Annotated in this window: 27 protein-coding genes and 1 tRNA gene; 26 read left to right on the forward strand and 2 right to left on the reverse strand. The window is 64.5% G+C overall.

Annotated features, from left to right (window positions below):
• Nucleotides 1-94: 94 nt before the first annotated feature.
• The 11 genes from pnp to ACEN9H_RS07200 all read left to right on the forward strand — a co-directional run bounded on the left by pnp (nt 95) and on the right by ACEN9H_RS07200 (nt 9,927).
• On the forward strand, nt 95-2,203 hold the full coding sequence (pnp, locus tag ACEN9H_RS07150; RefSeq protein ID WP_056137010.1) for a polyribonucleotide nucleotidyltransferase: 2,109 nt from the start codon (nt 95-97) through the stop codon (nt 2,201-2,203).
• 161 nt (nt 2,204-2,364) lie between these two features.
• Complete coding sequence (locus ACEN9H_RS07155) at nt 2,365-2,640, forward strand: type II toxin-antitoxin system Phd/YefM family antitoxin (protein ID WP_413674230.1); 276 nt, start codon at nt 2,365-2,367, stop codon at nt 2,638-2,640.
• Nucleotides 2,641-2,648: 8 nt separating this feature from the next.
• Nucleotides 2,649-2,972: a type II toxin-antitoxin system RelE/ParE family toxin gene (locus tag ACEN9H_RS07160; protein WP_413674231.1), complete on the forward strand. Its 324-nt coding sequence runs from the start codon at nt 2,649-2,651 to the stop codon at nt 2,970-2,972.
• Nucleotides 2,973-3,154: 182 nt separating this feature from the next.
• Nucleotides 3,155-3,367 carry a hypothetical protein gene (locus tag ACEN9H_RS07165; protein WP_056137016.1) on the forward strand — a complete coding sequence of 71 codons (213 nt, stop codon included), beginning with the start codon at nt 3,155-3,157 and terminating at the stop codon, nt 3,365-3,367.
• A gap of 336 nt (nt 3,368-3,703) precedes the next feature.
• Nucleotides 3,704-4,573, forward strand: coding sequence for an STAS domain-containing protein (locus ACEN9H_RS07170; RefSeq protein WP_056137018.1), 870 nt, complete (start codon nt 3,704-3,706; stop codon nt 4,571-4,573).
• Nucleotides 4,574-4,582: 9 nt separating this feature from the next.
• A complete protein-coding gene (locus tag ACEN9H_RS07175) occupies nt 4,583-4,939 on the forward strand; it encodes an STAS domain-containing protein (protein WP_056137019.1) in 357 nt (118 codons plus the stop codon).
• Complete coding sequence (locus tag ACEN9H_RS07180; protein ID WP_082577662.1) at nt 4,939-5,406, forward strand: anti-sigma regulatory factor; 468 nt, start codon at nt 4,939-4,941, stop codon at nt 5,404-5,406. Before ACEN9H_RS07175 ends, ACEN9H_RS07180 begins: the two co-directional genes overlap by 1 nt.
• Nucleotides 5,394-6,422, forward strand: coding sequence for a SpoIIE family protein phosphatase (locus ACEN9H_RS07185; RefSeq protein WP_413674232.1), 1,029 nt, complete (start codon nt 5,394-5,396; stop codon nt 6,420-6,422). Before ACEN9H_RS07180 ends, ACEN9H_RS07185 begins: the two co-directional genes overlap by 13 nt.
• Nucleotides 6,419-7,756, forward strand: a complete 1,338-nt coding sequence (locus tag ACEN9H_RS07190) for a sensor histidine kinase (RefSeq protein ID WP_413674233.1) — start codon at nt 6,419-6,421, stop codon at nt 7,754-7,756. Before ACEN9H_RS07185 ends, ACEN9H_RS07190 begins: the two co-directional genes overlap by 4 nt.
• A gap of 10 nt (nt 7,757-7,766) precedes the next feature.
• On the forward strand, nt 7,767-9,659 hold the full coding sequence (locus ACEN9H_RS07195; RefSeq protein WP_413674234.1) for a response regulator: 1,893 nt from the start codon (nt 7,767-7,769) through the stop codon (nt 9,657-9,659).
• A gap of 79 nt (nt 9,660-9,738) precedes the next feature.
• Nucleotides 9,739-9,927, forward strand: a complete 189-nt coding sequence (locus ACEN9H_RS07200; protein ID WP_056137417.1) for a hypothetical protein — start codon at nt 9,739-9,741, stop codon at nt 9,925-9,927.
• Between the two features lie 33 nt (nt 9,928-9,960).
• Here ACEN9H_RS07200 and ACEN9H_RS07205 read toward each other — a convergent pair whose 3' ends face one another.
• Together ACEN9H_RS07205 and ACEN9H_RS07210 are read right to left on the reverse strand one after the other, a co-directional pair.
• The gene (locus tag ACEN9H_RS07205) at nt 9,961-11,379 is read right to left on the reverse strand and encodes a M16 family metallopeptidase (protein WP_413674235.1); all 1,419 of its coding nucleotides are present in this window, start codon (nt 11,377-11,379) and stop codon (nt 9,961-9,963) included.
• A gap of 11 nt (nt 11,380-11,390) precedes the next feature.
• Entirely contained in the window at nt 11,391-12,743 is a 1,353-nt protein-coding gene (locus ACEN9H_RS07210; RefSeq protein ID WP_413674236.1) for a M16 family metallopeptidase, read from the reverse strand.
• 302 nt (nt 12,744-13,045) lie between these two features.
• Here ACEN9H_RS07210 and ACEN9H_RS07215 point away from each other — a divergent pair, with 302 nt between their 5' ends.
• The 15 genes from ACEN9H_RS07215 to nuoH all read left to right on the forward strand — a co-directional run bounded on the left by ACEN9H_RS07215 (nt 13,046) and on the right by nuoH (nt 26,305).
• The gene (locus ACEN9H_RS07215; protein WP_371768084.1) at nt 13,046-13,819 is read left to right on the forward strand and encodes a GIN domain-containing protein; all 774 of its coding nucleotides are present in this window, start codon (nt 13,046-13,048) and stop codon (nt 13,817-13,819) included.
• Nucleotides 13,820-13,881: 62 nt separating this feature from the next.
• Nucleotides 13,882-14,496 carry a tetratricopeptide repeat protein gene (locus ACEN9H_RS07220; protein ID WP_056137032.1) on the forward strand — a complete coding sequence of 205 codons (615 nt, stop codon included), beginning with the start codon at nt 13,882-13,884 and terminating at the stop codon, nt 14,494-14,496.
• 169 nt (nt 14,497-14,665) lie between these two features.
• Nucleotides 14,666-14,992: a KGG domain-containing protein gene (locus tag ACEN9H_RS07225; RefSeq protein ID WP_036230653.1), complete on the forward strand. Its 327-nt coding sequence runs from the start codon at nt 14,666-14,668 to the stop codon at nt 14,990-14,992.
• Between the two features lie 312 nt (nt 14,993-15,304).
• Entirely contained in the window at nt 15,305-16,291 is a 987-nt protein-coding gene (locus ACEN9H_RS07230) for an NAD(P)H-quinone oxidoreductase (RefSeq protein ID WP_413674237.1), read from the forward strand.
• A gap of 111 nt (nt 16,292-16,402) precedes the next feature.
• A complete protein-coding gene (tpiA, locus tag ACEN9H_RS07235; protein ID WP_413674238.1) occupies nt 16,403-17,149 on the forward strand; it encodes a triose-phosphate isomerase in 747 nt (248 codons plus the stop codon).
• 177 nt (nt 17,150-17,326) lie between these two features.
• Entirely contained in the window at nt 17,327-17,767 is a 441-nt protein-coding gene (secG, locus tag ACEN9H_RS07240) for a preprotein translocase subunit SecG (RefSeq protein ID WP_413337359.1), read from the forward strand.
• 209 nt (nt 17,768-17,976) lie between these two features.
• Nucleotides 17,977-18,061 (forward strand) — tRNA-Leu (locus ACEN9H_RS07245).
• 297 nt (nt 18,062-18,358) lie between these two features.
• Entirely contained in the window at nt 18,359-18,718 is a 360-nt protein-coding gene (locus ACEN9H_RS07250) for an NADH-quinone oxidoreductase subunit A (protein ID WP_056137041.1), read from the forward strand.
• Nucleotides 18,719-18,721: 3 nt separating this feature from the next.
• Nucleotides 18,722-19,198, forward strand: a complete 477-nt coding sequence (locus ACEN9H_RS07255) for a NuoB/complex I 20 kDa subunit family protein (RefSeq protein WP_036230641.1) — start codon at nt 18,722-18,724, stop codon at nt 19,196-19,198.
• 18 nt (nt 19,199-19,216) lie between these two features.
• Nucleotides 19,217-19,810: an NADH-quinone oxidoreductase subunit C gene (locus ACEN9H_RS07260; RefSeq protein ID WP_056137042.1), complete on the forward strand. Its 594-nt coding sequence runs from the start codon at nt 19,217-19,219 to the stop codon at nt 19,808-19,810.
• Complete coding sequence (locus tag ACEN9H_RS07265) at nt 19,810-21,063, forward strand: NADH-quinone oxidoreductase subunit D (RefSeq protein WP_056137044.1); 1,254 nt, start codon at nt 19,810-19,812, stop codon at nt 21,061-21,063. The genes ACEN9H_RS07260 and ACEN9H_RS07265 overlap by 1 nt, the downstream gene beginning before the upstream one ends.
• A gap of 17 nt (nt 21,064-21,080) precedes the next feature.
• Nucleotides 21,081-21,557 carry an NADH-quinone oxidoreductase subunit NuoE gene (nuoE, locus tag ACEN9H_RS07270; protein WP_036230634.1) on the forward strand — a complete coding sequence of 159 codons (477 nt, stop codon included), beginning with the start codon at nt 21,081-21,083 and terminating at the stop codon, nt 21,555-21,557.
• Nucleotides 21,554-22,849, forward strand: a complete 1,296-nt coding sequence (gene nuoF, locus ACEN9H_RS07275) for an NADH-quinone oxidoreductase subunit NuoF (RefSeq protein WP_413674239.1) — start codon at nt 21,554-21,556, stop codon at nt 22,847-22,849. Before nuoE ends, nuoF begins: the two co-directional genes overlap by 4 nt.
• A gap of 21 nt (nt 22,850-22,870) precedes the next feature.
• Nucleotides 22,871-25,201, forward strand: coding sequence for an NADH-quinone oxidoreductase subunit NuoG (gene nuoG / locus ACEN9H_RS07280; RefSeq protein WP_413674240.1), 2,331 nt, complete (start codon nt 22,871-22,873; stop codon nt 25,199-25,201).
• A gap of 36 nt (nt 25,202-25,237) precedes the next feature.
• Nucleotides 25,238-26,305, forward strand: a complete 1,068-nt coding sequence (nuoH, locus tag ACEN9H_RS07285; protein ID WP_371831819.1) for an NADH-quinone oxidoreductase subunit NuoH — start codon at nt 25,238-25,240, stop codon at nt 26,303-26,305.
• The last annotated feature ends 10 nt before the right edge of the window (nt 26,306-26,315 follow it).

Genomic DNA, 26,315 nt, shown 5'->3' on the forward strand with positions numbered 1-26,315 from the left:
CGTGAACACCGTGCTCTGACCCCGAAGGAAAAAAATGCAGTCGAGGTGAACGACAGCGCCTGAAAATCTGTCGGCAAATAGAAAGGGATTACCCATGTTTAACAAAGTTACGAAAACCTTCCAGTACGGCGACCATACCGTCACCCTCGAGACCGGCGAAATCGCCCGTCAAGCCAGTGGCGCCGTCCTCGTGTCGGTCGAAGACACCGTCGTCCTCGCGACCGTCGTGGCCAAGAAGGATGCCAAGCCAGGCCAGGATTTCTTCCCGCTGACCGTCGACTACATCGAGAAGAGCTACGCCGCGGGCAAGATCCCGGGCGGCTTCTTCAAGCGTGAAGGCCGTCCGTCGGAGAAGGAGACGCTGACGTCGCGCCTGATCGACCGTCCGATCCGTCCGCTGTTCCCGGAAGGCTATCTGAACGAAGTCCAGGTAATCATCCACGTCCTGTCCGTCAATCCGGAAATCGATCCGGACATTCCGTCGATGATCGGCGCCTCGGCCGCCCTGTGCATCGCCGGTATCCCGTTCAACGGCCCGATCGGCGCGGCCCGCGTCGGCTACGCGAACGGCCAGTACATCCTGAACCCGACCACGACCCAGCTCAAGACCTCGCAGATGGACCTGGTCGTCGCCGGTACCGAGCACGCCGTGCTGATGGTCGAATCCGAAGCGCAGCAGCTGTCGGAAGAAGTCATGCTGGGCGCGGTCGTCTACGGCCACGAGCAGATGAAGGCCGTCATCGACGCGATCCACGCGCTGGTCGAAGAAGGCGGCAAGCCGGAAGTCGAATGGGCGCCGGCACCGAAGAACGAAGCACTGATCGCGCAAGTCGCGCAACTGGCCGACGCGAAAATCCGCGACGCCTACCAGACCCGCGAAAAATCGGCGCGCCAGCAAAAGCTGAAGTCGCTGTCGACCGAAGTGCTGGCCGGCCTGGCCGCGCAGGGCGTCGAAGCGGATGCAGCCGAAGTCGGCAACATCCTGTTCGACATGGAAGCCAAGGTCGTGCGTTCGCAGATCCTGGAAGGCGAGCCGCGCATCGACGGCCGCGACACCCGCACCGTGCGTCCGATCTCGATCCGCACGAGCGTCCTGCCGCGCACCCACGGTTCCGCGCTGTTCACCCGCGGCGAAACCCAGGCCCTCGTGATCGCCACGCTGGGCACCGGCCGCGACAGCCAGAAGATCGACGCGCTGATGGGCGAGTACACCGACGACTTCATGATGCACTACAACATGCCCCCGTTCGCCACCGGTGAAACCGGCCGCGTGGGCACGCCGAAGCGCCGCGAGATCGGCCACGGCCGCCTGGCCAAGCGCGCGCTGGTCGCCGCGCTGCCGTCGCCGGAAGAGTTCAGCTACTCGGTCCGCCTGGTGTCGGAAATCACCGAGTCGAACGGTTCGTCGTCGATGGCGTCCGTCTGCGGCGGCTGCCTGGCACTGATGGACGCCGGCGTCCCGATGAAGGCCCACGTGGCCGGCATCGCGATGGGCCTGATCAAGGAAGGCGGCAAGTTCGCCGTCCTGACCGACATCCTGGGCGATGAAGACCACCTGGGCGACATGGACTTCAAGGTCGCCGGCACCACCGCGGGCATCACCGCGCTGCAGATGGACATCAAGATCCAGGGCATCACGAAGGAAATCATGCAGGTGGCCCTGGCGCAAGCCAAGGAAGCCCGCCAGCACATCCTGGTCGAGATGCAGAAGGCCGTGCCGTCTGTGAAGACGGAACTGTCGGACTTCGCACCGCGCCTGATCACCATCAAGATCAACCCGGAAAAGATCCGTGACGTGATCGGCAAGGGCGGCGCCGTGATCCGCGCGCTGACCGAAGAGACCGGCACGCAGATCGACATCACCGACGAAGGCATCGTGACCATCGCGTCGGTCGACGCCGCCGCCGGCCAGGAAGCCAAGCGCCGCATCGAAGAGCTGACCGCATCGGTCGAAGTGGGCAAGACCTACGACGGCACCGTGCTGAAGCTGCTGGACTTCGGCGCCATCGTCCAGGTCATGCCGGGCAAGGACGGCCTGCTGCACATCTCGCAGATCGCCAACGAGCGTGTGAACGCCGTCGCCGACTACCTGAAAGAAGGCCAGCAAGTGCGCGTGAAGGTCCTCGAGACCGACGAGCGCGGCCGCCTGAAGCTGTCGATGAAGGCAGCGGCTGCGGATGACGCGGCGGCAGCGGCGCAGTAAGCCCTGCCTCCGGACGCCGCGGCGTCCAGATTACGAAAACCGCCAGTGCGTGAGCCTGGCGGTTTTTTTATTGGCGCGGCCTATCTCAAGCCTGCCTGGTGCCAAATTTGGTGCTGAATTTAGGTCTATGGTAGGATGCCGTCATCGACCGTGGAGGCACCATGAACTTCGTGCAGAACATTCAGCCCATCAGCTACCTGAAAACGAACACCAGCGATGTGGTCAAGCAGGTGCAGGAGACGCGTCAGCCTGTGATGATTACCGTGAACGGCAAGGTTCAGGCTGTCATCCAGGATCCCTTGAGCTATCAAAAAATGCAGGATCAGCTCACGATGTTCCGCATTCTGGCGCATGGCCAGAAGCAAATCGAAAAAGGCGAGGTAACCGATCATGATGATCTCTTTGCCCGGTTCGACGCGGAAGACAAGGAAAGCTGAACACTTCCATGAACATCATCTGGACGAATGCCGCGCGCGACGATGTGCTTGAAATCCGCGCGTACCTGAAGCTCTATCAGTCGCCGGCATTCGTCAAAAAGGTCACTGAACAGATCCGGGACGAAGCCGGTTCACTCAAGGACTGGCCTTCCAAGGGCACCTACGTGCCGGAATTGGAAGAGCTTCAGCGGGATCAGTATCGCGAGCTTCTTGCGGGCCAACATCGCATCATCTTCGAACGCGCGAGCGAAGCGTTCTACATTCACATTGTTTGTCATACGAGCCACGATCTCGAGGCACTCCTGCGTCGACGGCTGTTGGCCGATGCATGAACCAACCTTTCCTGCCATCTCATTCATGGTCTTGGATTAACACATTCATCAACGTGATATCTCAACCGTAGTCGATTGCCGAGATATTCCTTTTGGGAATGCTCAGTATTTGAACATGAAATTGGATTTATATCTCATCCGTTCGCATAATGTCCTTACACCAAACGAACCGGAGAAGAGAAATGAACATCGCCAAGAACATGGAATCGATCTTTGTCGCAGCCGTCGTCGTCGTCGCCAGCGTGGCGAACGCGATCGCCGCACCCGCAGCGCCGCTGGAAATTGCCGCGCCCCGCGCCGTCGTGTCGGCTGCGCCCGTGATGGAATCCCCGCTGATCACCATCGTCGTCGTCGGCAAACGCCTGACGGCTGAACAGAAAGCAAAACGTGCCTGAGCCGGCGTCATGCAGCATTGCCCATCGTCACCGCATGTAGTTTCCCTGTTCATCAGCAACTAAAACCGCCAGTGCGTGAGCCTGGCGGTTTTTTGTTTCTGCCGCCCCACAGAATTCGCATTTCCTGCGCCTTTACCAAAAGAAGTTTCCCAAAGTTACCACTACGGTAAACCTTTGACGCCTCATGCTGCAAAGCTGCAGAATATATCGAGGTTTCCCCGCCTATCGTGTCGTGTTGTGCAGGAAATGGATGGTATAGTTGGTCATTTGACAGAATTGCCGGGGCCGCAAACGGGTCCAAACGGCACAACCTTTCACTCCAAAAAAGGAATACAGATGACGACCCAGGACTACGCGAACCGCATCAGCCAGCTCATCCAGGATCATCAGGCCGACATCGGCTCGGAGTGGATCGAGCAGCTGGAAGCGCTGACGGTGCGGTCGAGCGTCGTCTCGAAAGACCAGCTGCGCAAGCACTGCCAGCAATTCCTGGCCGCGTTCGCCCAGGCCACGCGCGGCGGCGAACTGCAGAACATCGACCACCGTTCGTGGGACGAGGTGCGCGACATCCTGAGCGAGATCTCGTCGACCCGCGCCAGGAACGGTTCGACCCCGAGCGAGACGGCGACCTTCGTGTTCTCGCTGAAGCAGCCGCTGTTCACGCGCCTGAACGAAGGCTTCGCGGGCGACCCGGCCGCGCTCGCATCGGCCTCGTGGACCATCAGCTCGCTGCTCGACAAGATGGGCCTGTACACCATCGAAGTGTTCCAGCGCGCGCGCGACCAGATCATCGTGCGCCAGCAGCAGGAATTGCTGGAACTGTCGACGCCCGTCGTCAAACTGTGGGATGGCATCCTCGCGCTGCCGCTGATCGGCACGCTGGATTCGGCACGCACCCAGGTGGTGATGGAGAACATCCTGCAGAAGATCGTCGACACGGGCGCCGCGATCGCCATCATCGACATCACCGGCGTGCCGACCGTCGACACGCTCGTCGCGCAGCACCTCATGAAAACGATCGCGGCCGCACGCCTGATGGGCGCCGACTGCATCATCAGCGGCATCCGTCCGCAGATCGCGCAGACCATCGTGCACCTGGGCGTGAACCTGGAAGACGTCGTGACGAAGGCCACGCTGGCGGACGCGTTCCTCGTCGCGCTCGAGCGCACCGGCACGTCCGTCATCAAACGCACCGCCCACGCATAAGGATCGCGCATGGAACGCATCCCGATCCTCCGCATGGGCGACCTCCTGCTGGTGACGATCCAGGTCGACATGCACGACCGCCTGGCGATGACCCTGCAGGACGACCTCACCGAACGCATCGTGCGCGACCGCGCCAAGGGCGTCCTGATCGACATCTCGGCGCTCGACCTGGTGGATTCGTTCATCGGCCGCATGATCAGCAACACGGCCGCGATGGCGCGCGTGCTCGATGCGCAGACCGTGGTGGTCGGCATGCAGCCGGCCGTCGCGATCACGCTGGTCGAACTGGGTCTCACGCTGCACGGCGTGAAGACGGCACTCAACGTCGAGAAGGGCATGGCCCTGTTGGGAAAGACTGATTTTTGATGAGCGCTGCTCTCAACAACGCGGTGGTCTTCGAGTCCGAACTGCTCGAGCGGCACCGCCAGGACCGCACCGAACGCACGGCGCTGCCGCTGCGCTCGGACGAGGACGTCGTCGCGCTGCGCAAGCACGTGCGCGAACGGGCCGTCGCGATCGCGCTGTCGCTCGTCGACCAGACCAAGCTCGTGACGGCGGCCAGCGAGCTGGCGCGCAATACGCTCAAGTACGGCGGCGGCGGCATGGTCTACCTCGATGCGCTGACGGACGGCTTCCGCAAGGGCGTCGGCCTGATCTTCGTCGATAACGGTCCCGGCATCCCCGACCTCGAGATGGCGCTGCGCGACGGCTACACGACGGGCGGCGGTCTCGGGCTTGGCCTCGGCGGTTCGAAACGCCTCGTCGACGAATTCGACATCGATTCCCGCGCGGGGGAGGGCACTGCGGTGTCGGTCGTCAAATGGAAACGCTGATCAGTTCGCTGTCCCCGCAGCTCAACTTCGTCATCACCCACGCCAGCGACGTCTCGGCCGCGCGCCGCGCCGGGCAGAAGCTGGCGGACGCGCTCGGCTTCGACGACGTCAAGGCCGGCCGCCTCGCGATCATCATCACGGAAGCGGCCACCAACATCCTCAAGCACGCGGGCGAGGGCACCGTCACGATCATGCGCACGCAGTCCGGCGTCGCGATGCCGGGCGTGGACGTCGTCGCCGTCGACAACGGGCCCGGCATCGCCGACCTCGACTTCGCGCTGCGCGACGGCGTCTCGACGGCCGGCACGGCGGGCACGGGCCTCGGTGCGCTGCGCCGCCAGGCCGATGAATTCGACGCGTGGACCCGGCACGGCGGCGGCAGCGCCTTCTTCATGCGTGTCTGGCAGGGCGCCGTGCCGCCCGAGCCCTGCGGCATCGAAGTGGGTGCGCTGTGCACGCCGCTGGCGGGCGAGGACGAGAGCGGCGACGGCTGGGCCGTCACCTGCGATCTCGATGGCGCGACCCTGGTCGGCGTGGACGGACTCGGTCACGGGCCGGACGCGGCGAAGGCCGCCGCCGGTGCCATCCAGGCGCTGCAAAAGCGTCCGGCCGCCCGGCCTGCCGAGGTGCTGCAGACGGCGCACGAACTGCTGCGCATCACGCGCGGTGCCGCGATGTCCGTGGCAAGGATCGACTACAGCGGCGGCGACGTCCGTTTCGCCGGCATCGGCAACGTGGCCGCCGTCGTGTTCGACGGCACGGCGCGCCGCGCGCTCGTCTCGCACAACGGCATCGTGGGCCACAACATGCGCAAGGTACAGGAATTCACCGCGCCGTTCCCGCCCGGCGCGCTGTGCGTGCTGGCCTCGGACGGCATCCAGACCCAGTGGGACATCGGCGCGTACCCGGGCCTGCATGTGCACGCGCCCGCGCTCGTGGCGGCCGTGCTGATGCGCGACTTCATCCGCCGCCGCGACGATGCGATGGTGCTGGTCGCGCGCCGGAGAACGTCATGAACGTCCAGCGCATCCTCGCCGTGGGCCTCGACGACGAGCAGGACGTCGTGCTCGTGCGCCAGCGCGCGCGCCAGGTCTCGCACCTGCTCGGGTTTTCGCAGCAGGACCAGGTACGCATCGCCACCGCCGTCTCGGAAGTGGCGCGCGGCGCCTGCCACGCCGGCTTCGGCGGCCGCGCCGCGTTCCTGATTCGCGAGGCGGGCCGGCGCCAGTCGCTCGAGGTGACGATCAGCGGCGGCAAGGGCGCGCACGGCAGCTTGCCGGACGATGCCGTCGTCACCGCGCACCGCCTGATGGACGAGTGCGAGGTCGCCGAGGACGAGCAGGGCGCCGGCGTGATCACGATGCGCAAGGCGCTGCCGCCGCAGCTGTGGATCGACCATGCGCGCCTGGCCGAGGTCGCGGGGCAGTTGGCGAAGGACAGCCCCGTCGCGAACACGTACAACGAACTGGAGCTGCAGAACCGCGAACTGGTCGCCACGCTGGCGGAACTGCGCGAGCGCCAGGAAGACCTGCTGTCGCTGACGCGCGAACTGGAAGACACTAACCGCGGCATCGTCGCGCTGTACGCCGAGATCGAGGACAAGGCCGAGCGTTTGCGCCGCGCCGACGAGATGAAGTCGCGCTTCCTGTCGAACACGAGCCACGAGCTGCGCACGCCGCTGTCGTCGATCCGCGCGCTGGCCAAGCTGCTGCTGGACCGCATGGACGGCGACCTGACGCAGGAACAGGAACGCCAGGTGCGCTTCATCGAGGCCGCCGCGGCCGACCTGTCGGAACTCGTCAACGACCTGCTCGACCTGGCCAAGATCGAGGCGGGCCGCGTCGAGGTGGTGGTGGCGCCCATCGTCGTGGACAACCTGTTCCGCGCGCTCAAGGGCATGCTCCGTCCGCTCGTCGACGATGCGCGGGTCGATCTGATCTTCGAACCGTGCGACTATGTCGACGCATTCGATTCGGACGAGGGCAAGATCTCGCAGATCCTGCGCAACTTCATTTCGAACGCCCTGAAATTCACCGAGCAGGGCGCGGTGCGCGTGTCGGCCTTCCACGACCCCGAGGCCGACACGATCACGTTCGCGGTCGCCGATACCGGGATCGGCATCAGCCCGGACAACCTGCAGTTGATCTTCGAAGAGTTCAGCCAGATCGAACACCCGCTGCAGCGGCGCAGCAAGGGCACCGGCCTCGGCCTGCCCCTGTGCCGCAAGCTGGCGGATCTACTCGGCGGTCGCGTGGACGTGGCCAGCCAGCCCGGCGTCGGCTCCACCTTCAGCCTCGTGCTGCCGCGCTTCTTCCCGGCCCAAACTGTGCAGCGCAACGCTGGAACCTGAGGAACGCAACATGACTACCCCGACTTTGATCCTCAACGTCGACGACAACGACGGCGCCCGCTACGCCAAGACGCGCATCCTGCAGAGCGCCGGCTTCGACGTCGTCGAGGCCAGCAACGGGACCGATGCGCTGAATGTCGTCAAGCGCGGCGGCGTGGCGCTCGTGCTGCTCGACGTGAAGCTCCCGGACATCAACGGCATCGAGGTGTGCCGCCGCATCAAGGCCGACCCGGACAGCGCGATGGTCCTCGTGCTGCAGACGTCGGCCGCGCTGACGGGCCGCGCCGACAAGATCCGCGGCCTGGAAGGCGGCGCCGACAACTATCTCGCGGCGCCGATCGAGGCCGACGAACTGGTCGCCAACGTCAACGCGCTGCTGCGCATGCGCCAGACCCAGAGCGCGCTGCGCGACAGCGAGGAACGCTTCCGCCAGCTCACCGACAACATCGAGGACGTGTTCTGGATGTTCTCCGTGCCGGCGCGCGCGCTCGAATACGTCAGCCCGGCCTATGCGACGATCTGGGGCCGCCCCATCGACACGCTGGAACGCGAGCCAGGCAGCTGGCTCTCGGCCGTGCATCCGGACGACCGCGCCTACGTTGCGTCGCTGTGGGATGCGCTGCAGACCGCGCCGCACTACGAAGCCGAATTCCGCGTGATGATGCCGGACGGCTCGCCGCGCTGGGTGCGCGACCGCCTGTTCCCTGTGCGCGACCGGCGCGACGAGGTGTACCGCGTGGCGCGCGTGACGAGCGACATCACGCGCCGCAAGGAGATGGAAGCCCTGCTGCGCGCGGCCGACGCCAACAAGAACGAGTTCCTCGCGACGCTCGCGCACGAGCTGCGCAATCCGCTGTCGCCGATCCGCAATGCGGCGGCGCTGCTGGGTGCGTCCGGCAATGGCGCCAGCGAGCACCAGGCGCGCGCGCGCGACGTCATCACGCGCCAGGTCGACCATCTCGCCCACCTCGTCGACGACCTGCTCGACGTGGCGCGCATCTCGGAGGGCAAGATCGTCCTGCGCCAGGAAGAGGTCGAGCTGAAAGGCGTGATCGCCCAGGCGGTCGAAACGGCCGGCCCGCTGATCGCGGCGCGCGAGCACAAGCTGGACGTCGTCCAGCCGGACCGCCAGATCTGGCTGAGGGGCGACCCGGTGCGCCTCGCGCAATCGATGGGCAACCTGCTGCACAATGCGGCCAAGTTCACGCCGAAGGGCGGCAGGATCAGGGTCGAGGTGACGCTGCAGGACGCCGTCGTGCGCATCGCCGTGCAGGACAACGGCATCGGCATCGCCGAGGACAACCTGTCGCGCATCTTCGGCATGTTCGCGCAGGCCGCCGTCCCGCCGGACCGCGCACCGGAAGGCCTCGGCATCGGCCTGTCGCTCGTCTCGCGCCTGCTCGAGATGCACGGCGGCCGGTTGTCCGCCACGAGCCCCGGCATCGGCCTCGGCTCCACGTTCACCGTCGAGCTGCCGGTGCTGCGCACGGCGGAGCAGGGCGCGCAGGCGGCCGAGGCGCCGTCCGGCGCACCGGCGCCGGCGTCGGGCGGCCGCAGGATCCTGCTCGTCGACGACAACGTCGATGCGATGGAGATGATGGCGTTCCTGCTGGCCGAGATGGGCTACGAGGCGCACACGACCGCGGATGCCGGCAACCTCGTGCAGATGGCGCTGGAGTTGCGGCCGGACGTGATCGTGCTCGACATCGGCCTGCCGGGCGTGGACGGCTACGAACTAGCGCGCATGCTCAAGCGGCATCCGCAGCTGGCCTCGACCCGCCTCGTCGCGCATACCGGCTACGGTTCGCCGGAAGACCGGCGCAAGGCGCACGACGCCGGGTTCGATGCGCACCTCGTCAAGCCGGCCGAGCTGGAGGATCTGGAAAAGGCATTGCAGGGTTGATGGAACGTGCGTCAGCGCACGTACATTCGCGCTGCATCGGCCTAATCTGGCGCCATCATTGCCACCGATGGAGGCCATCATGCCCAAGGGAGCCAGCCCGAAACGCGAGCGCGAGTACAAGAAGCTCGAGACGGAATTCAAGAAGGAACACCGCTATCCCGGCCGCGAGGAAGAGGTCGCGTCGCGCATCGTGAACAAGCAGCGCGCGGAGCACGGCGAGACGAAGCAGTCGTCGGGCGGCGGGTCGAAGCAGTCGGCGAAGAAGTAAAACCCCCGGACTTGCGCCCGGGGGCTGGTGCGGTTACTTGTCGGTCACCGTAAAGTCGCCGAACGCCTTCAGCTGCTCGCCGACGGCCTTCGAATCGCCCACCACGACGATGGACTGGTTCTCCGGCGCGAAGTACTTCTTCGCCACGTCGCGCACCTGTTCCGGCGTGACCTTTTCGATCAGCGGCACGTACTGGCCCAGGAACTCGGCCGGCAGGCCCACGAGCCAGTTGCTGGACAGCGTGTTCGCGACGGCGCGCTGCATCTGGTTGCTCAGCAGGTAGCCGCCCGCCACGTAGCGCTTGTGCATCTTCATCTCGTCCGCCGGGACGAGGTCCGCGCCGATGCGCTTGTACTCGTTGAAGTACTCGGTCAGCGCGGCGCCCGTGACTTCGTTGCGCACGTCCGCGCCGCCGACGATGCCGCCGCCTTCGCGCAGCAGGCGCGCGCCGGCCGAGGCGCCGTAGGTGTAACCCTTCTCCTCGCGCAGGTTGATGTTCACCCGGCTCGAAAAGCTGCCGCCCAGGATCGTGCTGGCCAGGCGCAGCGGGATCTGGTCGGACGCCGTCGCCGCGATGCCGGGGCTGCCCAGGCGCAGCGTCGACTGCACGCTGCCGCCCCGTTCCAGCAGCAGGCGCACGGGTTTTGCCGTGGCCGGGGCCTTCGGCACGTCGGCCGTGGCCGGACCGCTCGCCTTCCAGTCGCCGAACGCCTTCTGCGCGAGTTTCAAGGCATCCGCTTCCTTGATGCGCCCCGTGATCACGAGCAGCGCGCGCTCCGGACGGAAGCGTTTCGCGTGCTCGGTGCGCAGCAGGTCTTCCGTCGTCGACTCGATCGATTCCGCCGTCGGCGTCATGTGCCCGTACGGGTGATCGCCGTAGATCGCACGGCTGATCGCGCGCTCGGCGCGGAAGCGCGGCGTCGTCTCGGACACGCGCAGGCTTTGCAGTGCGTTCGCCTTGGCCAGCGCCACTTCGTTGGCCGGGAAGGCGGGCGTGCGCACGACTTCGGCCAGCAACTGCATCATCGGCCCGGCCTGCGACGCGAGCGCGCTGGCCTGGACCGCGATGCCGTCTGCGCCGGCGCCGGCGGCCACGGAGCCGCCCATGCCCTGCGCCGCCTCCGCGATCGCGCGCGAATCGCGTTTCGCCGTGCCTTCGTTGAGCAGGCCGGCCAGCAGGTTGGCGAAGCCCGGGTGTTTCGCATCGTCCGCGACGAGGCCCGCGTCGCGCACGGCCAGCACCATGTCCACGCGCGGGATGCCCGTGCGCGGCACGATCCACACCTGCAGGCCGTTGGCCAGGGTCTTCTTGCCGATGTGCGGGACGGGCAGGGGTTTGTCTTTCGCATAGGCCGGCATCGCGGCCGGCATCGCGTCCTTCGGCACGTCCGCGGCTTGCGCCGGGTGGGCGAACAAAGCGCCCACGATCATCGTCAGCATCAGTTTGTTCATCGATGCGCTCCTCATTTCTTTGCTGCCGGTTTACGGTCGATGACGGTGCGGTTCGCCTTCGTCAGGTAGGTGGCGGCCACGCGCTGGAGGTCGGCGGACGTCACGCCCTCGATCCAGCCCGGCACCTTGTTGACGACGTTGGCGTCGCCCCACAGCGTCTGCAGCTTGGCGAGCGTATCGGCGCGCGACAGGATGTTTTCCAGGTCGTTGTTCCAGTCCGCGAGCATGCGGGTCTTCACGCGCTTCAAGGTGGCGGCGTCGACGCCGTCCTTGACGACCTTCGCGATCTGCTCGTCCATCGCGGCCAGCATCGCGTCCGCGCTGCTGTCCGGCTTGTACAGCCCGAACACGGTGAACAGCGTAGGACCGCCGTATTCGAACGGACCGGTGAGGCCGAAGCCGCCCTGGACGTTCAGCGCTATCTCGCGGCCCTTGACGAGATTCAGGTAGAACAGCGACGCGTCGCCGCCCGCCAGCAGTTCGGACAGCACGGCCATCGGCGCCTGGTCCGCGCTGCCCTGCGGCGGCACTTTCCAGCCGACGGCGACGGCCGGCACCTGCGCCAGCGCGTCGCTTTGCTCGATGCGTTTTTCCTGTGTGTTCAGGCCTTCCGTGAAGTCGGAGCCTTGCGGCACGGGGCGGGCCGCGATGCCGCCGAAGTACTTCTGCGCGAGCGCGAAGGCCTGCGCGGGCGTGACGTCGCCGGCGATCGCCAGCACGGCGTTGTTCGGACCGTAGTAGTCGCGGTGGAAGGCGCGCACGTCGTCGAGGCTCGCGCCTTCGAGGTCCTCGAAGCTGCCGTAGCCGTCGTGGTTGTTCTCCCATTTCTGGAACGCGAGCTGGCTGATGTCGAGCCAGAAGAAGCCGCCGTACGGCTTGTTCTTGACGTTCACGCGGATCTCTTCCTTGACCACGTCCTGCTGGTTCTTCAGCGTGGCCGGGTTGAAGTCGAGCGTCTTCATGCGGTCGGCCTCGAGCCACAGGATCGGCTCGAGCGACGACACGGGCGCCGTCTCGATGTAGTTCGTGAAGTCGGGACGCGTGGAGCCGTTGTTGTTGCCGCCGCCGCCCGTGATGGCGCGGTCGAACACGCCCTTCGGCGCGTTCGGCGTGCCCTGGAACATCAGGTGCTCGAACAGGTGGGCGAAGCCCGTGCGGTTGCGCGGCTCGAGGCGCATGCCGACGTGGTACACGACGGATACGCCGACGGTCGGCGAACCATGGTCTTCGGAGACGACGACCGTCAGGCCGTTGTCGAGCTTCTTGACGTTGACCGGCAGGGTCCACTGGTCGCTGGTCGCCGCGAGCGAGGTCAGCGAGAGTGACAACCCGGCCAGCAGGGCGGGCAGGTAGCGCAGGCGCATTGATCACCTTTTATGAAGTTATGGGTCAGGGCATCGAATTTATCTTAACGCAACAAATGCAGGGCCGGCATGAAATGTTGATACATACATCGGCGACAAACGGTGACAAACGGTGACATTTGAAGGCAGCCCGGCGCGCGATAATGACCGGCTCGCCTATGCATGCCAGCCCGCCCCCATGTCGTTCAGGTGGTCATTTTTGCAGTTCGTCGCAATCCGCTGGGCCGGGCGGGGCCGTCCGTTTATCCTGTTTTCCATCACACCAACCCATACAAAACAAAAACAGGAATTCGGAGAATCGGATGAACAAGATTTTCTCGCTCGCCCCCGTCGGTGCCGCCCTGTGTGTCGCGCAGTTGTTCGTCCTCGGGCTCGCGCATGCCGCCCCGGACCTCGCGACCGAGACGCGCCCCGTCGATGCCCGCGTCGTGCGGGTCAAGGTCGACGGCGCCGTCGACCTGAAGATCCGCCAGGGCGCCACGCCGGCCCTGACGCTCAAGGGCGAATCGCGCTACCTGGAACGCACGATGACGTCGCAGAACGGCGATACGCTGAACATCGATACGGACATCCGCGGCCACGTGCGCACCGGGTCGCTCCACGCGGAACTCGTGCTGCCGGCGCTGCGGTCGGTGACCTCGGAAAGCCTGGGCTCGACGGACATTTCCGGCTTTTCCGGCGACGAGCTGGAACTGACCCTGGACGGCGCCGGCTCGATGAAGATCGCGGGCAGCTACCGCCTCGTGCGGGCGAGCCTGGGCGGCATCGGCAGCATGGAGATGCAGGGCCTGAACGGGGAGGGCGTCGAACTGAACCTGCAGGGTGCCGGATACATCTCGCTGGCGGGACGCGCGAAATGGCTGAAGGCCGACCTGGGCGGCCTGGGCAACCTGGACGCGCAGCAGTGTAACGCGGACTCCGTCGACATCGACCTGTCCGGCCTCGGCAACGCGCGCGTGACGGCGCGCCAGAACGCGAACCTGAATTTGTCCGGCATGGGTTCCGTCACGGTGTACGGCAAGCCCCAGAACCGCAAGGTCGCGGTCGACGGGCTGGGGAAAGTGAGCTGGAAGTAAAAGAAGATTTATCTCGAAACAAAAGAACAAAGAGGCGAGGCCTCACGAATCCGAACGAGACGATGAGAAAACTGACCGTTGCGATCCTGTTCGCGCTGGGCCTGCACGGTAGTGCGATGGCGGGCCTCGCGGAGGGCGCCAATGCCTACAATGCCCGCAATTATGCGTTGGCCCTGAAGGAAATCACGCCGCTTGCCAAGGCCGGCAACGCGGACGCGGAGCATTTGCTGGGCCTGATGTACTACATGGGCCGCGGCGTGCCGCGCGATTACAAGCAGGCGTTCGCCTGGCACTACAAGGCGGCCGTGCAGGGCAAGGCCGACGCGCAATACGTGATCGGCGCCATGTACTACACGGGCAATGCCGTGCCCCAGGACCAGAAACTGGCCGTGCAGTGGTTCCGCAAGGCCGCCGAGCAGGGCCATCCGGATGCCCAGCACGCGCTCGCCCTGATGTACCGCTACCACGTGGCGGGCATGCCGCAAGACCTCGTCATCGCGTACATGCTGTGCAACCTGGCGGCCGCCAACGGCCACCGCAACGCCATCGAGCAGCGCGCTTCGCTCGTCAAGCAGATGAGCCAGGAACAGATCGACGAAGCGCAATCGATGTCGCGCAACTGGAAACCGGGCACGCCGCTGCCGACGCAATCGCATACGGGCAGCGGCGGTTCCTGAACAGTTTTGTTACCTTCAAATGTAAGGACGATGCCGACGCTGGTATGGGGCGTCGTCCTACGCGCGCATGGCCAAACCTTGGTGTCCCGCCCGCCTTTGCGGGACTACGATGAGAACCCCTCAAGCAGTTTTCACGAGCTGTACGACAACGCATCCATTGGAGGCAATCATGGCAAACCAAGGCAATAATCAGGGCGGCAACAAGGGCAACAACCAGAGCGGCGATACCAGCAACCGCGGTTTCGCATCGATGGACCCGCAGAAGCAGCGCGAAATCGCCTCGGAAGGCGGCAAGGCTGCGCACGCCTCGGGCAACGCCCACGAGTTCACGTCGGAAGAGGCACGCCGTGCCGGCTCGATGAGCCACAAGAACGACGGCGGCAGCCAGCAGAGCCAGGGCGGCGGCAGCCAGCAAAGCGGCAACAGCACCCGCGGCGGCACGCCCGAGCAGCACGCCAAGGCCGGCTCGCAGAGCCACAAGAACGACAAGAAGTAATGTGATGCGCTGAACGCCGCAGGCAGGCCGCGTGCGCCGGCGCCGCCGGCGAGTTCGCATGCTGCCTGGCCGTTCTATATCGCACACACAATGTTCACGACACCGCCAGCCCTTCGAGGCTGGCGGTGTCGTTTCATGCGTCCGTCCGGCTACTACACGATCTGTGAGCCGAGCAGTAAATTTACTACATTCTTCCATTAAATGAGCAGTTTCTTGCTCATTGTTAGCGATAGCAGCCATTTTCTGGCGCGGCATGCTTGGGTGATCCGGTCCGATGGGGTACCATTGCTCATCATTTAACTAGGGTATGCCATGCGTGCAATAGAAATCGTCCAACCCGGTGGGCCCGAGGTGCTTCAGCCTTGCGAGCGCCCGATGCCCGAGCTGAAGCCGGGCGAAATCCTCATCCGCGTCCACGCGGCCGGCGTCAACCGGCCCGACGTGTTCCAGCGGCTCGGCCAGTATCCCGTGCCGCCCGGCGCATCCGACCTGCCCGGCCTCGAAGTGGCCGGCGAGATCGTCGACGGCGACCTCGGCGACAGCGGATTCAAAAGGGGCGACCTCGTCTGCGCCCTCGTGCAGGGCGGCGGCTATGCCGAGTACTGCGCGGCGCCGCTTGCGCAATGCCTGCCGGTGCCGCAAGGCTTGAGCGCACTCGAGGCGGCCGCGCTGCCGGAGACGTTCTTCACCGTGTGGAGCAACGTGTTCCAGCGCGGCGCGCTGGGCGAAGGGGAGACCCTGCTCGTCCAGGGCGGCAGCTCCGGTATCGGTACCACGGCGATCCAGTTGGCGAAGGCGCTGGGCCACCGCGTGTTCGCGACGGCCGGCAGCGCCGACAAATGCCGCGCGTGCGAAGACCTGGGCGCCGAGCGGGCGATCAACTACAAGACCGAGGACTTCGCGCCCATCGTCAAGGAACTGACGGGCGGGAAGGGCGTCGACGTCGTGCTCGACATGGTGGGCGGCGACTACGTGGCGCGCGAGGTGTCATGCCTGGCGGACGACGGCCGCATCGTCATCATCGCCCTGCTGGGCGGGGCGAAGGCGAACGTCGACCTGGGCCAGGTGCTGCGCCGCCGCCTGACGATCACGGGTTCCACCTTGCGTCCGCGCCCGGTCGCGTTCAAGGCGCGGATCGCGCGCGAACTGCGCGAGCGCGTGTGGCCGCTGCTGGCGGCCGGCCAGATCAAGCCCGTCATCTACAAGACGTTCCCGCTCGAAGAAGCCGCGGCCGCGCACACGCTGATGGAAAGCAGTGCGCACGTCGGCAAGATCATGCTGCGTGTCGTAGAACACTGATAAGACAATGAAAAATACAATGAATCAGCGACTGAACAACCATGCCCGGCCCGGTTTGACCGGTTTTTCAACGCCCGTTACAATAACGGGTTATTTGACCGTGAGGTTGTAATGCGTGCCAAGCTCATCATAGGCAACTGGAAGATGAATGGCAGCCGCGCGGCCAATGAAGCTTTGCTGAAGGGGATCGTCGCCGGCCTCGACAATGCGCGTGCAGTGTGCGCTGTCTGCGTGCCGACACCATTCCTGCAGCAGTGCGAAGACGTGCTGACCGGTACGCCGGTCGCCTGGGGTGCGCAGGACGTGTCGATGCACGCGTCCGGCGCGTACACCGGCGAAGTGTGCGCGAAGATGCTGACCGAGTTCGGTTGCCGCTACGTGATCGTCGGCCATTCCGAGCGCCGCGCCTACCACCGCGAAGACAGCGCGCTGGTGGCGAAGAAGGCGCAGGCGGTGCTGGCCGAAGGGATGACCCCGATCGTGTGCGTCGGCGAAACGCTGGAGCAGCGCGAGGCGGGCGAGACGGCGCAGGTGGTCGGCGCCCAGCTCGACGCGGTGCTGGAAGCGCTCGACGCGGCATCGGTGGGAAGAATCGTCGTGGCCTATGAGCCCGTGTGGGCCATCGGCTCCGGCAGGAACGCGACGCCGGCGATGGCGCAGGAAGTGCATGCGCAATTGCGCGCGCAACTGAAGGCGCGCAACGCGGAAGCGGCGGAAGTCGTGCCGATCCTGTACGGCGGCAGCATGAAGCCGGAGAATGCGAAGGAACTGCTGTCCCAGCCGGATATCGATGGCGGGCTGATCGGCGGCGCGGCCTTGAAGGCGGAAGATTTTCTTGCCATCATACACGCCGCCTGAATAGTGCCGGGTTGGAAATTCCATCCGGGCGATGAAGCAAAAACGTCGTTCCCGCGCAGGCGGGAACCCAAGTTTCGGGCGCTGCCACGATGCTTGGAAAATTGGGTCCCTGCCTTCGCAGGGACGACGTGGTGCAAAGTTTTTGCAAACGTAGTCAACCTTGGAATGGAATAAACAATGAACGTGTTGTTCAATCTGATCGTCGTCGTACAGGTCATCTCCGCGCTGGCCATCATCGGTCTCGTGCTCGTCCAGCACGGCAAGGGTGCGGACATGGGCGCCGCCTTCGGTTCCGGCGCGTCCGGCAGCCTGTTCGGCGCCAGCGGTTCGTCGAACTTCCTGTCGAAATCGACGGCCGTCGCCGCCGCGATCTTCTTCGCGTCGACGCTGGGCCTGGCGTACTTCGGCACCAACCGTCCGCACGCGAGTGTCGGCGGCGGCGTGATGGAACGCGTGACGGTCCCGGCCGCCAAGGTTCCCGCCGGCGCAGGCGATGCCGTCCCGACGACCGCACCGGCTCCGGCACCTGCTGCACCTGCACCGTCGGCCACGCAAGACGTGCCGGCGCCTGCGCCGGCAGCCGCACCGGCTGCTCCGGCACCCGCGCCTGCCAAGTAATTTTGCGGCGCGGCCACTTCCTGCAAGCGCGAGCAGGGTGGTGTAACATGCTGCGGGCTTCGGTCCGCCAGCGCCGGCGACCGGACTCTCAACTCGGTTCGCCGTAAACACGGGTTTTAAAAAGTTGAGAAAAAGAGTATTTTTTCTTGGTTTAGCGCAATTTGAGCATTGAAAAATGCTGCTAAGTCAGAGTAGAATACTGGTCTCCAGCCGACGTGGTGAAATTGGTAGACACGCTATCTTGAGGGGGTAGTGGCGCAAGCTGTGCGAGTTCGAGTCTCGCCGTCGGCACCAAGATACAAGAAGCCAGCTAGGGCGCATGAGCTTCCGCTCGTTAGCACTAGCTGGCTTTTTTACGAGGATCTGTCGGAGGCTTTGAAGAACCGTCCCCTGCGGCGGCCCTTCTGGCCCGAGAAGCCCGGTCGTACGAACGTGCGGCGAGCCTCGAAGGTCGGGATCGGCAACGCGGAACAGGTGATTGAGAGTCTCCAGTCGTACGATCCTGGTGTAGGCCAATAGCCAGGATTGCGCGATGCGGTACTGCAGCCCCTGCAGTGTTTTTTCAACCGATCGTTCAACTAAGGCTTCATCGTGAACCTCGAGAACTACTTCCCCGTCTTACTCTTCATCGTGATCGGCACCGTCGTCGGCGTCGCATCGCAGGTGTTGGGCCGTGTCGTCGGTCCGCATCGTCCCGACCCCGCCAAGCTCTCTCCGTATGAATGCGGCTTCGAAGCCTTCGAAGACGCGCGCATGAAGTTCGACGTCCGGTACTACCTGGTCGCGATCCTGTTTATTTTGTTTGATCTGGAAACGGCATTCTTCTTCCCTTGGGGCGTTTCGATGCGCGACCTGGGCCTGCCTGGATTCCTCACGATGATGGTGTTCATCGTCGAATTCATCGTCGGGTTCTGGTACATCTGGAAGAAAGGTGCCCTTGATTGGGAATAAGCCATGGCTATTGAAGGCGTTTTAAACGAAGGTTTTGTCACTACCACAGCCGACAAACTGATCAACTGGGCGCGTACCGGGTCGATGTGGCCCATGACGTTCGGCCTGGCATGCTGTGCGGTCGAGATGATGCACGCGGGTGCCGCGCGCTATGACCTCGACCGTTTCGGCGTTGTGTTCCGCCCGTCGCCGCGCCAGTCCGACGTGATGATCGTGGCCGGTACCCTGTGCAACAAGATGGCACCTGCGCTGCGCAAGGTGTACGACCAGATGGCCGAGCCGCGCTGGGTCATCTCGATGGGCTCGTGCGCCAACGGCGGCGGCTACTACCACTACTCGTACTCCGTCGTGCGCGGCTGCGACCGCATCGTGCCGGTCGACGTCTACGTCCCGGGCTGCCCGCCGACCGCCGAGGCCCTGTTGTACGGCATCATCCAGCTCCAGAATAAGATCCAGCGCACCAATACCATCGCGCGATAATCCAAGCCGGTTTCAACCATGACGACAAAAATCGAAGCCCTCGAACTCGCCCTGAAGAATGCTCTGGGCGAGGGCGCTGCCATTACCGTGGCGCTGGGCGAAGTAACGGTAGTGGTGAAGGCCAGTGACTACCTGGCCTCCATGCAAAAGCTGCGCGATGATCCCGCGCTGCGTTTTCAGGAACTCGTCGACCTGTGCGGCGTCGACTACCAGTCCTACGGCGAAGGCACGTGGGACGGTTTGCGTTTCGCGGTCGTGTCGCACCTGCTGTCGATCGAGCACAACTGGCGTGTGCGCGTCCGCGTGTTCTGCCCGGACGACGACATGCCGCTGGTCGACTCCGTCACGAGCGTCTGGCGCAATGCCAACTGGTTCGAGCGTGAAGCGTTCGACCTGTTCGGCATCCTGTTCGAGGGCCACGGCGACCTGCGCCGCATCCTCACCGACTACGGCTTCATCGGCCACCCGTTCCGCAAGGACTTCCCGATCTCGGGCTATGTCGAGATGCGTTACGACCCCGAGCAGAAACGCGTGATCTACCAACCCGTGACGATCGAGCCGCGCGAAAACATTCCGCGTGTGATCCGCGAAGAAACCTACGGGATGAAATAATGGCTGAGCTTAAGAATTACACCCTGAACTTTGGTCCGCAGCACCCGGCAGCGCACGGCGTGCTGCGTCTCGTGCTGGAACTGGACGGCGAGGTCATCCAGCGCGCCGACCCGCACATCGGCCTGCTGCACCGCGGCACCGAGAAGCTGGCCGAGACCCGCACCTACCTGCAGTCGGTGCCGTACATGGACCGCCTCGACTACGTCTCGATGATGTGCAACGAGCACGGCTATGTACTGGCCATCGAGAAGCTGCTGGGCATCGACGTCCCGATCCGTGCGCAGTACATCCGCACGATGTTCGACGAGATCACCCGTATCCTGAACCACCTGATGTGGCTGGGCGCGCACGCGCTGGACATCGGTGCGATGGGCCCGTTCCTGTACGCGTTCCGCGACCGCGAAGACCTGTTCGACGTGTATGAAGCCGTGTCGGGCGCGCGCATGCACGCGGCCTACTACCGCCCGGGCGGCGTGTACCGCGACCTGCCGGACGTGATGCCGAAGCACCGCGAATCGCCGCTGCGCAGCAAGAAGGCCATCGACGAACTGAACGAGACGCGCCACGGTTCCGTGCTGGACTTCATCGAGTCGTTCACGAAGCGCTTCGACGGCTATGTCGACGAATACGAGACCCTGCTGACCGACAACCGTATCTGGAAACAGCGTACCGTCGGCATCGGCGTGGTGACGCCGGAAGACGCGATGGGCATGGGCTTCTCGGGCCCGATGCTGCGCGGTTCGGGCATCGCCTGGGACCTGCGCAAGCTCCAGCCGTACGCCGCCTACGACAAGGTCGAATTCGACGTCCCGGTCGGCACCAATGGCGACTCGTACGACCGCTATCTGGTCCGCATCGAGGAAATGCGCCAGGCCAACCGCATCATCAAGCAGTGCGTCGCCTGGCTGAAGGCGAACCCGGGCCCGGTGATGACGAACAACCACAAGGTCGCTCCGCCGTCGCGCGTGGACATGAAGACCAACATGGAATCGCTGATCCACCACTTCAAGCTGTTCACCGAAGGCTTCCACGTCCCGCCGGGCGAAGCCTACGCAGCGGTCGAACATCCGAAGGGCGAGTTCGGCATTTATATCGTCTCGGACGGCGCCAACAAGCCGTACCGCCTGAAGATCCGCACCCCGGACTATGTCCACCTGCAATCGCTCGATGAAATGGCGCGCGGTCACATGATCGCCGACGCCGTCACCATCATCGGTACGCAGGACATCGTGTTCGGCTCGATCGACCGATAAGAAGGGTAGAAAAGATTATGTTATCTGAGCAGTGCTTGAAAAAAATCGACCGCGAGTTGGCCAAGTATCCGGCCGACCAGCGCCAGTCGGCCGTGATGGCCGCGCTGGCCCACGCGCAGGTCGAAAAGGGCTGGCTGTCGCCGGAAACGATGCAGGAAGTGGCCGACTACATCGGCATGCCCGCCATCGCCGTGCAGGAAGTCGCCACCTTCTACAACATGTACAACATCAAGCCGGTCGGCAAGCACAAGATCACCGTGTGCACCAACCTGCCGTGCGCCCTGTCGGGCGGCGAGCGTGCCGCCCAGCGCATCAAGGATGCCCTGGGCATCAATTTCCGCGACACGACCGAAGACGGCCAGTTCACCCTGCTGGAAGGCGAGTGCATGGGCGCCTGCGGCGACGCGCCGGTCATGCTGGTGAATAACCACCGCATGTGCTCGTTCATGTCGGACGAGAAGATCGACGCCCTGCTGGAGGAACTGAACAAATGACCAGCCTGCACGACCGCCACATCAATCCGCTGATCCTGAAGGATCTGAACGGCGATAACTGGCACCTGGAAGACTACGTCAAGCGCGGCGGCTATTCCGCGCTGCGCCGCATCCTGGAAGAGAAGATCACCCCCGAGGCGATCATCGCCGACCTCAAGACGTCCGGCCTGCGTGGCCGCGGCGGCGCGGGCTTCCCGACCGGCCTGAAGTGGAGCTTCATGCCGCGCCAGTTCCCGGGCCAGAAATACCTCGTCTGCAACACCGACGAAGGCGAACCGGGCACGTTCAAGGACCGCGACATCATCCGCTACAACCCGCACGCGCTGATCGAAGGCATGGCCATCGGTGCGTACGCGATGGGCATCACCGTGGGCTACAACTACATCCACGGCGAGATCTTCCAGGAATACCTGCGCTTCGAAGAGGCGCTGGAAGAGGCGCGCGCCGCCGGCTTCCTGGGCGACAGGATCATGGGTTCGGAGTTCTCGTTCCAGCTGCACGCGCACCACGGCTACGGCGCCTACATCTGCGGCGAAGAAACCGCGCTGCTGGAATCGCTGGAAGGCAAGAAGGGCCAGCCGCGCTTCAAGCCGCCGTTCCCGGCCTCGTTCGGCCTGTACGGCAAGCCGACCACGATCAACAACACGGAAACGTTCGCAGCCGTCCCGTTCATCCTGAACATGGGCGCCGCCGATTACATGGCGCTGGGCAAGCCGAACAACGGCGGCACGAAGATCTTCTCGATCTCCGGCGACGTCGAGCGTCCGGGCAACTACGAAGTCCCGCTGGGCACCCCGTTCGCCACGCTGATGGAGCTGGCCGGCGGCATGCGTGGTGGCAAGAAGATCAAGGCCGTCATCCCGGGCGGTTCGTCGGCACCGGTGGTGCGCGGCGACGTCATGATGCAGACCGACCTGGACTACGACTCGATCGCCAAGGCCGGTTCGATGCTGGGTTCGGGCGCCGTGATCGTCATGGACGAGACCCGCTGCATGGTCAAGTCGCTGCTGCGCCTGTCCTACTTCTACTACGAGGAATCGTGCGGCCAGTGTACGCCGTGCCGTGAAGGTACGGGCTGGATGTACCGCATGGTCCACCGCATCGAACATGGCCAGGGTCGTCCGGAAGACATGGATATGCTGAACTCGATCGCCGACAACATCCAGGGCCGCACCATCTGCGCGCTAGGCGATGCTGCCGCGATGCCGGTTCGCGCCATGATCAAGAACTTCCGCGAAGAATTTGAATATCACGTCGAGCACAAGCACTGCCTGGTGCCGACTTACCTCTAAACCAGGTCAGGTAACGATCAAATGGTTGAAATCGAATTAGACGGCAAGAAAGTCGAAGTCCCACCAGGTTCGATGGTGATGGACGCCGCAAACAAACTGGGAACATACATCCCGCACTTCTGCTACCACAAGAAGCTGTCCATCGCGGCCAACTGCCGCATGTGCCTCGTGGAAGTGGAAAAAGCGCCGAAACCGCTGCCTGCCTGCGCCACCCCGGTCTCGCCGGGCATGATCGTGCGCACGCACAGCGACAAGGCCGTGCAGGCGCAGAAATCCGTCATGGAATTCCTGCTGATTAACCACCCGCTGGATTGCCCGATCTGCGACCAGGGCGGCGAATGCCAGCTGCAGGATCTCGCAGTCGGCTACGGCAAGGGCGAGTCGCGCTACGCGGAAGAAAAGCGCGTGGTGGCACCGAAGGAAGCCGGTCCGCTGATCTCGATGGAAGAGATGACCCGCTGCATCCAGTGCACCCGCTGCGTGCGTTTCGGCCAGGAAGTGGCCGGCGTGATGGAATTCGGCATGCTGGGCCGCGGCGAGCACTCGGAAATCACGACGTTCGTCGGCAAGTCGGTCGACTCGGAAGTGTCGGGCAACATGATCGACCTGTGCCCGGTCGGCGCACTCACGTCGAAGCCGTTCCGCTATTCGGCACGTCCGTGGGAACTGCAGCGCCGCCGTTCGGTGTCGCCGCACGACTCGCTCGGTTCGAACCTGATCGTCCAGGTCAAGGGCGGCAAGGTCATGCGCGTGCTGCCGCTGGAAAACGAGAACATCAACGAGTGCTGGATCTCCGACAAGGACCGCTTCTCGTACGAAGCCCTCGACAACGCCTCGCGCCTCACGCAGCCGATGATCAAGCAGGACGGCAAGTGGATCGAGACCGATTGGCAGACGGCGCTGGAATACGTCGCCCACGGCCTGCGCAACATCCGCCACGAGCACGGCGCCGACAGCATCGCTGCGATCGGCACCGCGCACTCGACGGTCGAAGAACTGTTCCTGCTGCAGAAAGCCATGCGTGGCTTCGGCATCGAGAACGTCGACTTCCGCCTGCGCCAGACCGACTTCGCGCTGGACGGCAAAGTCGTCCCGCACCTGGGCATGCCGATCGCCGAACTGTCGACCCTGTCGCGCGTGCTGGTCGTCGGCTCGTTCCTGCGCAAGGACCACCCGCTGGCCGCGACGCGCCTGCGCGCCGCCGTCAAGTCGGGCGCCAAGCTGTCCATCGTCCACGGTTCGGCCGACGACAACCTGATCCCGACCGCGAACCGCATCATCGCCGCACCGAGCGACTGGCTGGCTGCGCTGACGGAAATCGCCGTCGCCGTCGCCGCTGCCAAAGGCATCGCTGCGCCGGCCGGCTTCGAAGGCGTGACCGCCGGCGACGCCGCCAAGGCTGTCGCCGCGACGCTGGTCGTGGAAAACGCCGCCGACCTGCCGGGCGCTGTCCTGCTGGGCAATGCCGCGATGTACCACCCGCAGGCATCGAAGCTGCACGCCGTCGCCGAGTGGATCGCCGCCGAGACGGGCGCCAAGTTCGGCTACTTCGTCGACGCCGCCAACACGGTCGGTGGCTACCTGGTCAATGCGACCTCGAAGAACGCCGCGAACCTGTTCGCACAGCCGAAGAAAGCGTACGTGCTGCTGAACGCCGAGCCGGAACTGGATGCCGCCAACCCGGCGCAAGCCGTCAAGGCCCTGCGTGGCGCCGAGATGGTCGTCGCGATGTCGGCCTTCAAGCACGGCACCGACTACGCCGACGTGCTGCTGCCGATCTCGCCGTTCAGCGAGACCGCCGGTACGTTCGTCAACTGCGAAGGCCGCGCACAGAGCTTCAACGGCACCGTCAAGCCGCTGGGTGAAACCCGTCCGGCCTGGAAAGTGCTGCGCGTGCTGGGCAACCTGCTGGGCCTGCAAGGCTTCGATTACGAGAACTCGGAAGCTATCCGCGACGAAGCGCTGGGCAAGGGCAACACCGACCTGTCCGCCAAGCTGAACAACGTCGCCAAGATCGCTCCGGCCGGCGCGTTCTTCGGCAATGGCGAGCAACTGGAACGCCTGGCCGACGTGCCGATCCACTTCGCCGACGCCGTCGCGCGCCGTTCCGAACCGCTGCTGCGCACGGCCGACGGCCAGGCGCCGCTGGCGACCATCTCGGCAGCACTGGCTGAAAAGCTGGGCGTCAACGCCGGCGACCAGATCACGGTATCGCAAGGGCAGGGCAGTGTCGTCTTGAGCGCAAACATCGACGCACGCCTGCCGGCGAACGTCGTGCGCGTCGCGGCCGCCCACGAATCGACTTCGGTACTGGGCGACATGTTCGGTCCGATCAACGTAGCTAAAGCATAAAAGCAGGGGAGCCCAAGCAAAATGTCGGTACCTGACATGATTAACAACCTGAACAGCAGTGGCGCGAGCCTGCTCGGCACGACGGCATGGCCGCTCGTGTGGACGCTGCTGAAAATCGTCGTCGTCCTGCTGCCGCTGATGGGCCTCGTGGCCTATCTCGTGCTGTGGGAGCGCAAGCTGATCGGCTGGATCCACATCCGTATCGGCCCGAACCGCGTCGGCCCCGGCGGCCTGCTGCAGCCGATCTCGGACGCCCTGAAGCTGTTGCTGAAGGAAATCGTGATCCCGGCGAAAGCCACCGCGAGCCTGTTCGTGATCGGCCCGCTGATGACCATCATGCCGGCGCTGGCCGCATGGTCGGTCATCCCGTTCGGCCCGCAAGCGGCCCTCGCCAACGTGAACGCCGGCCTGCTGCTGCTGCTGGCGATCACGTCGATGGAGGTGTACGGCATCATCATCGCCGGCTGGTCTGCCAACTCGAAGTACTCGTTCATGGGCGCGATGCGCGCATCGGCGCAGATGATCTCGTACGAAATCCCGATGGGCTTCGTGATGGTCGTCGTGCTGATGGTGTCGGGCTCGCTGAACTTCTCCGACATCGTCGCAAGCCAGGAACGCGGCATGTTCGCCGCCCACGGCGTGAACATCCTGTCGTGGAACTGGCTGCCGCTGCTGCCGCTGTTCATCATCTACATCACGTCCGGCCTGGCCGAGTGCAACCGCCACCCGTTCGACGTGGTGGAAGGCGAATCGGAAATCGTGGCCGGCCACATGGTCGAATACTCGGGCATGTCGTACGCGATGTTCATGCTGGCCGAGTACGCCAACATGATCCTCGTCGGCACGCTGGCGGCTATCATGTTCCTGGGCGGCTGGTCCGCACCGTTCTCGTTCCTGGAATTCGGCGCCATCGGCGGTTTCTTCTGGCTGTTCGCGAAGATGTTCCTGATCGTCTCGCTGTTCATCTGGGTCCGCGGCACGTTCCCGCGCTACCGCTATGACCAGATCATGCGCCTCGGCTGGAAAGTGTTCATTCCGCTGACCCTGATCTGGCTGGTGCTGGTGGCTGGCTGGATGCAGACGCCGTGGAACATCTGGAAGTAAGGAAGCACAC

It is taken from the genome of Massilia cellulosiltytica (assembly GCF_047325105.1).
GTDB classification, from domain to species: domain Bacteria; phylum Pseudomonadota; class Gammaproteobacteria; order Burkholderiales; family Burkholderiaceae_D; genus Telluria; species Telluria orientalis.

Excerpts from the sequence above, each read along its gene's own strand:
- pnp (WP_056137010.1), top strand. The coding sequence starts at position 95 with ATGTTTAACAAAGTTACGAAAACCTTCCAGTACGGCGACCATACCGTC.
- ACEN9H_RS07155 (WP_413674230.1), top strand. The coding sequence starts at position 2,365 with ATGAACTTCGTGCAGAACATTCAGCCCATCAGCTACCTGAAAACGAAC.
- ACEN9H_RS07160 (WP_413674231.1), top strand. The coding sequence starts at position 2,649 with ATGAACATCATCTGGACGAATGCCGCGCGCGACGATGTGCTTGAAATC.
- ACEN9H_RS07165 (WP_056137016.1), top strand. The coding sequence starts at position 3,155 with ATGAACATCGCCAAGAACATGGAATCGATCTTTGTCGCAGCCGTCGTC.
- ACEN9H_RS07170 (WP_056137018.1), top strand. The coding sequence starts at position 3,704 with ATGACGACCCAGGACTACGCGAACCGCATCAGCCAGCTCATCCAGGAT.
- ACEN9H_RS07175 (WP_056137019.1), top strand. The coding sequence starts at position 4,583 with ATGGAACGCATCCCGATCCTCCGCATGGGCGACCTCCTGCTGGTGACG.
- ACEN9H_RS07180 (WP_082577662.1), top strand. The coding sequence starts at position 4,939 with ATGAGCGCTGCTCTCAACAACGCGGTGGTCTTCGAGTCCGAACTGCTC.
- ACEN9H_RS07185 (WP_413674232.1), top strand. The coding sequence starts at position 5,394 with ATGGAAACGCTGATCAGTTCGCTGTCCCCGCAGCTCAACTTCGTCATC.
- ACEN9H_RS07190 (WP_413674233.1), top strand. The coding sequence starts at position 6,419 with ATGAACGTCCAGCGCATCCTCGCCGTGGGCCTCGACGACGAGCAGGAC.
- ACEN9H_RS07195 (WP_413674234.1), top strand. The coding sequence starts at position 7,767 with ATGACTACCCCGACTTTGATCCTCAACGTCGACGACAACGACGGCGCC.
- ACEN9H_RS07200 (WP_056137417.1), top strand. The coding sequence starts at position 9,739 with ATGCCCAAGGGAGCCAGCCCGAAACGCGAGCGCGAGTACAAGAAGCTC.
- ACEN9H_RS07205 (WP_413674235.1), bottom strand. The coding sequence starts at position 11,379 with ATGAACAAACTGATGCTGACGATGATCGTGGGCGCTTTGTTCGCCCAC.
- ACEN9H_RS07210 (WP_413674236.1), bottom strand. The coding sequence starts at position 12,743 with ATGCGCCTGCGCTACCTGCCCGCCCTGCTGGCCGGGTTGTCACTCTCG.
- ACEN9H_RS07215 (WP_371768084.1), top strand. The coding sequence starts at position 13,046 with ATGAACAAGATTTTCTCGCTCGCCCCCGTCGGTGCCGCCCTGTGTGTC.
- ACEN9H_RS07220 (WP_056137032.1), top strand. The coding sequence starts at position 13,882 with ATGAGAAAACTGACCGTTGCGATCCTGTTCGCGCTGGGCCTGCACGGT.
- ACEN9H_RS07225 (WP_036230653.1), top strand. The coding sequence starts at position 14,666 with ATGGCAAACCAAGGCAATAATCAGGGCGGCAACAAGGGCAACAACCAG.
- ACEN9H_RS07230 (WP_413674237.1), top strand. The coding sequence starts at position 15,305 with ATGCGTGCAATAGAAATCGTCCAACCCGGTGGGCCCGAGGTGCTTCAG.
- tpiA (WP_413674238.1), top strand. The coding sequence starts at position 16,403 with ATGCGTGCCAAGCTCATCATAGGCAACTGGAAGATGAATGGCAGCCGC.
- secG (WP_413337359.1), top strand. The coding sequence starts at position 17,327 with ATGAACGTGTTGTTCAATCTGATCGTCGTCGTACAGGTCATCTCCGCG.
- ACEN9H_RS07255 (WP_036230641.1), top strand. The coding sequence starts at position 18,722 with ATGGCTATTGAAGGCGTTTTAAACGAAGGTTTTGTCACTACCACAGCC.
- ACEN9H_RS07260 (WP_056137042.1), top strand. The coding sequence starts at position 19,217 with ATGACGACAAAAATCGAAGCCCTCGAACTCGCCCTGAAGAATGCTCTG.
- ACEN9H_RS07265 (WP_056137044.1), top strand. The coding sequence starts at position 19,810 with ATGGCTGAGCTTAAGAATTACACCCTGAACTTTGGTCCGCAGCACCCG.
- nuoE (WP_036230634.1), top strand. The coding sequence starts at position 21,081 with ATGTTATCTGAGCAGTGCTTGAAAAAAATCGACCGCGAGTTGGCCAAG.
- nuoF (WP_413674239.1), top strand. The coding sequence starts at position 21,554 with ATGACCAGCCTGCACGACCGCCACATCAATCCGCTGATCCTGAAGGAT.
- nuoG (WP_413674240.1), top strand. The coding sequence starts at position 22,871 with ATGGTTGAAATCGAATTAGACGGCAAGAAAGTCGAAGTCCCACCAGGT.
- nuoH (WP_371831819.1), top strand. The coding sequence starts at position 25,238 with ATGATTAACAACCTGAACAGCAGTGGCGCGAGCCTGCTCGGCACGACG.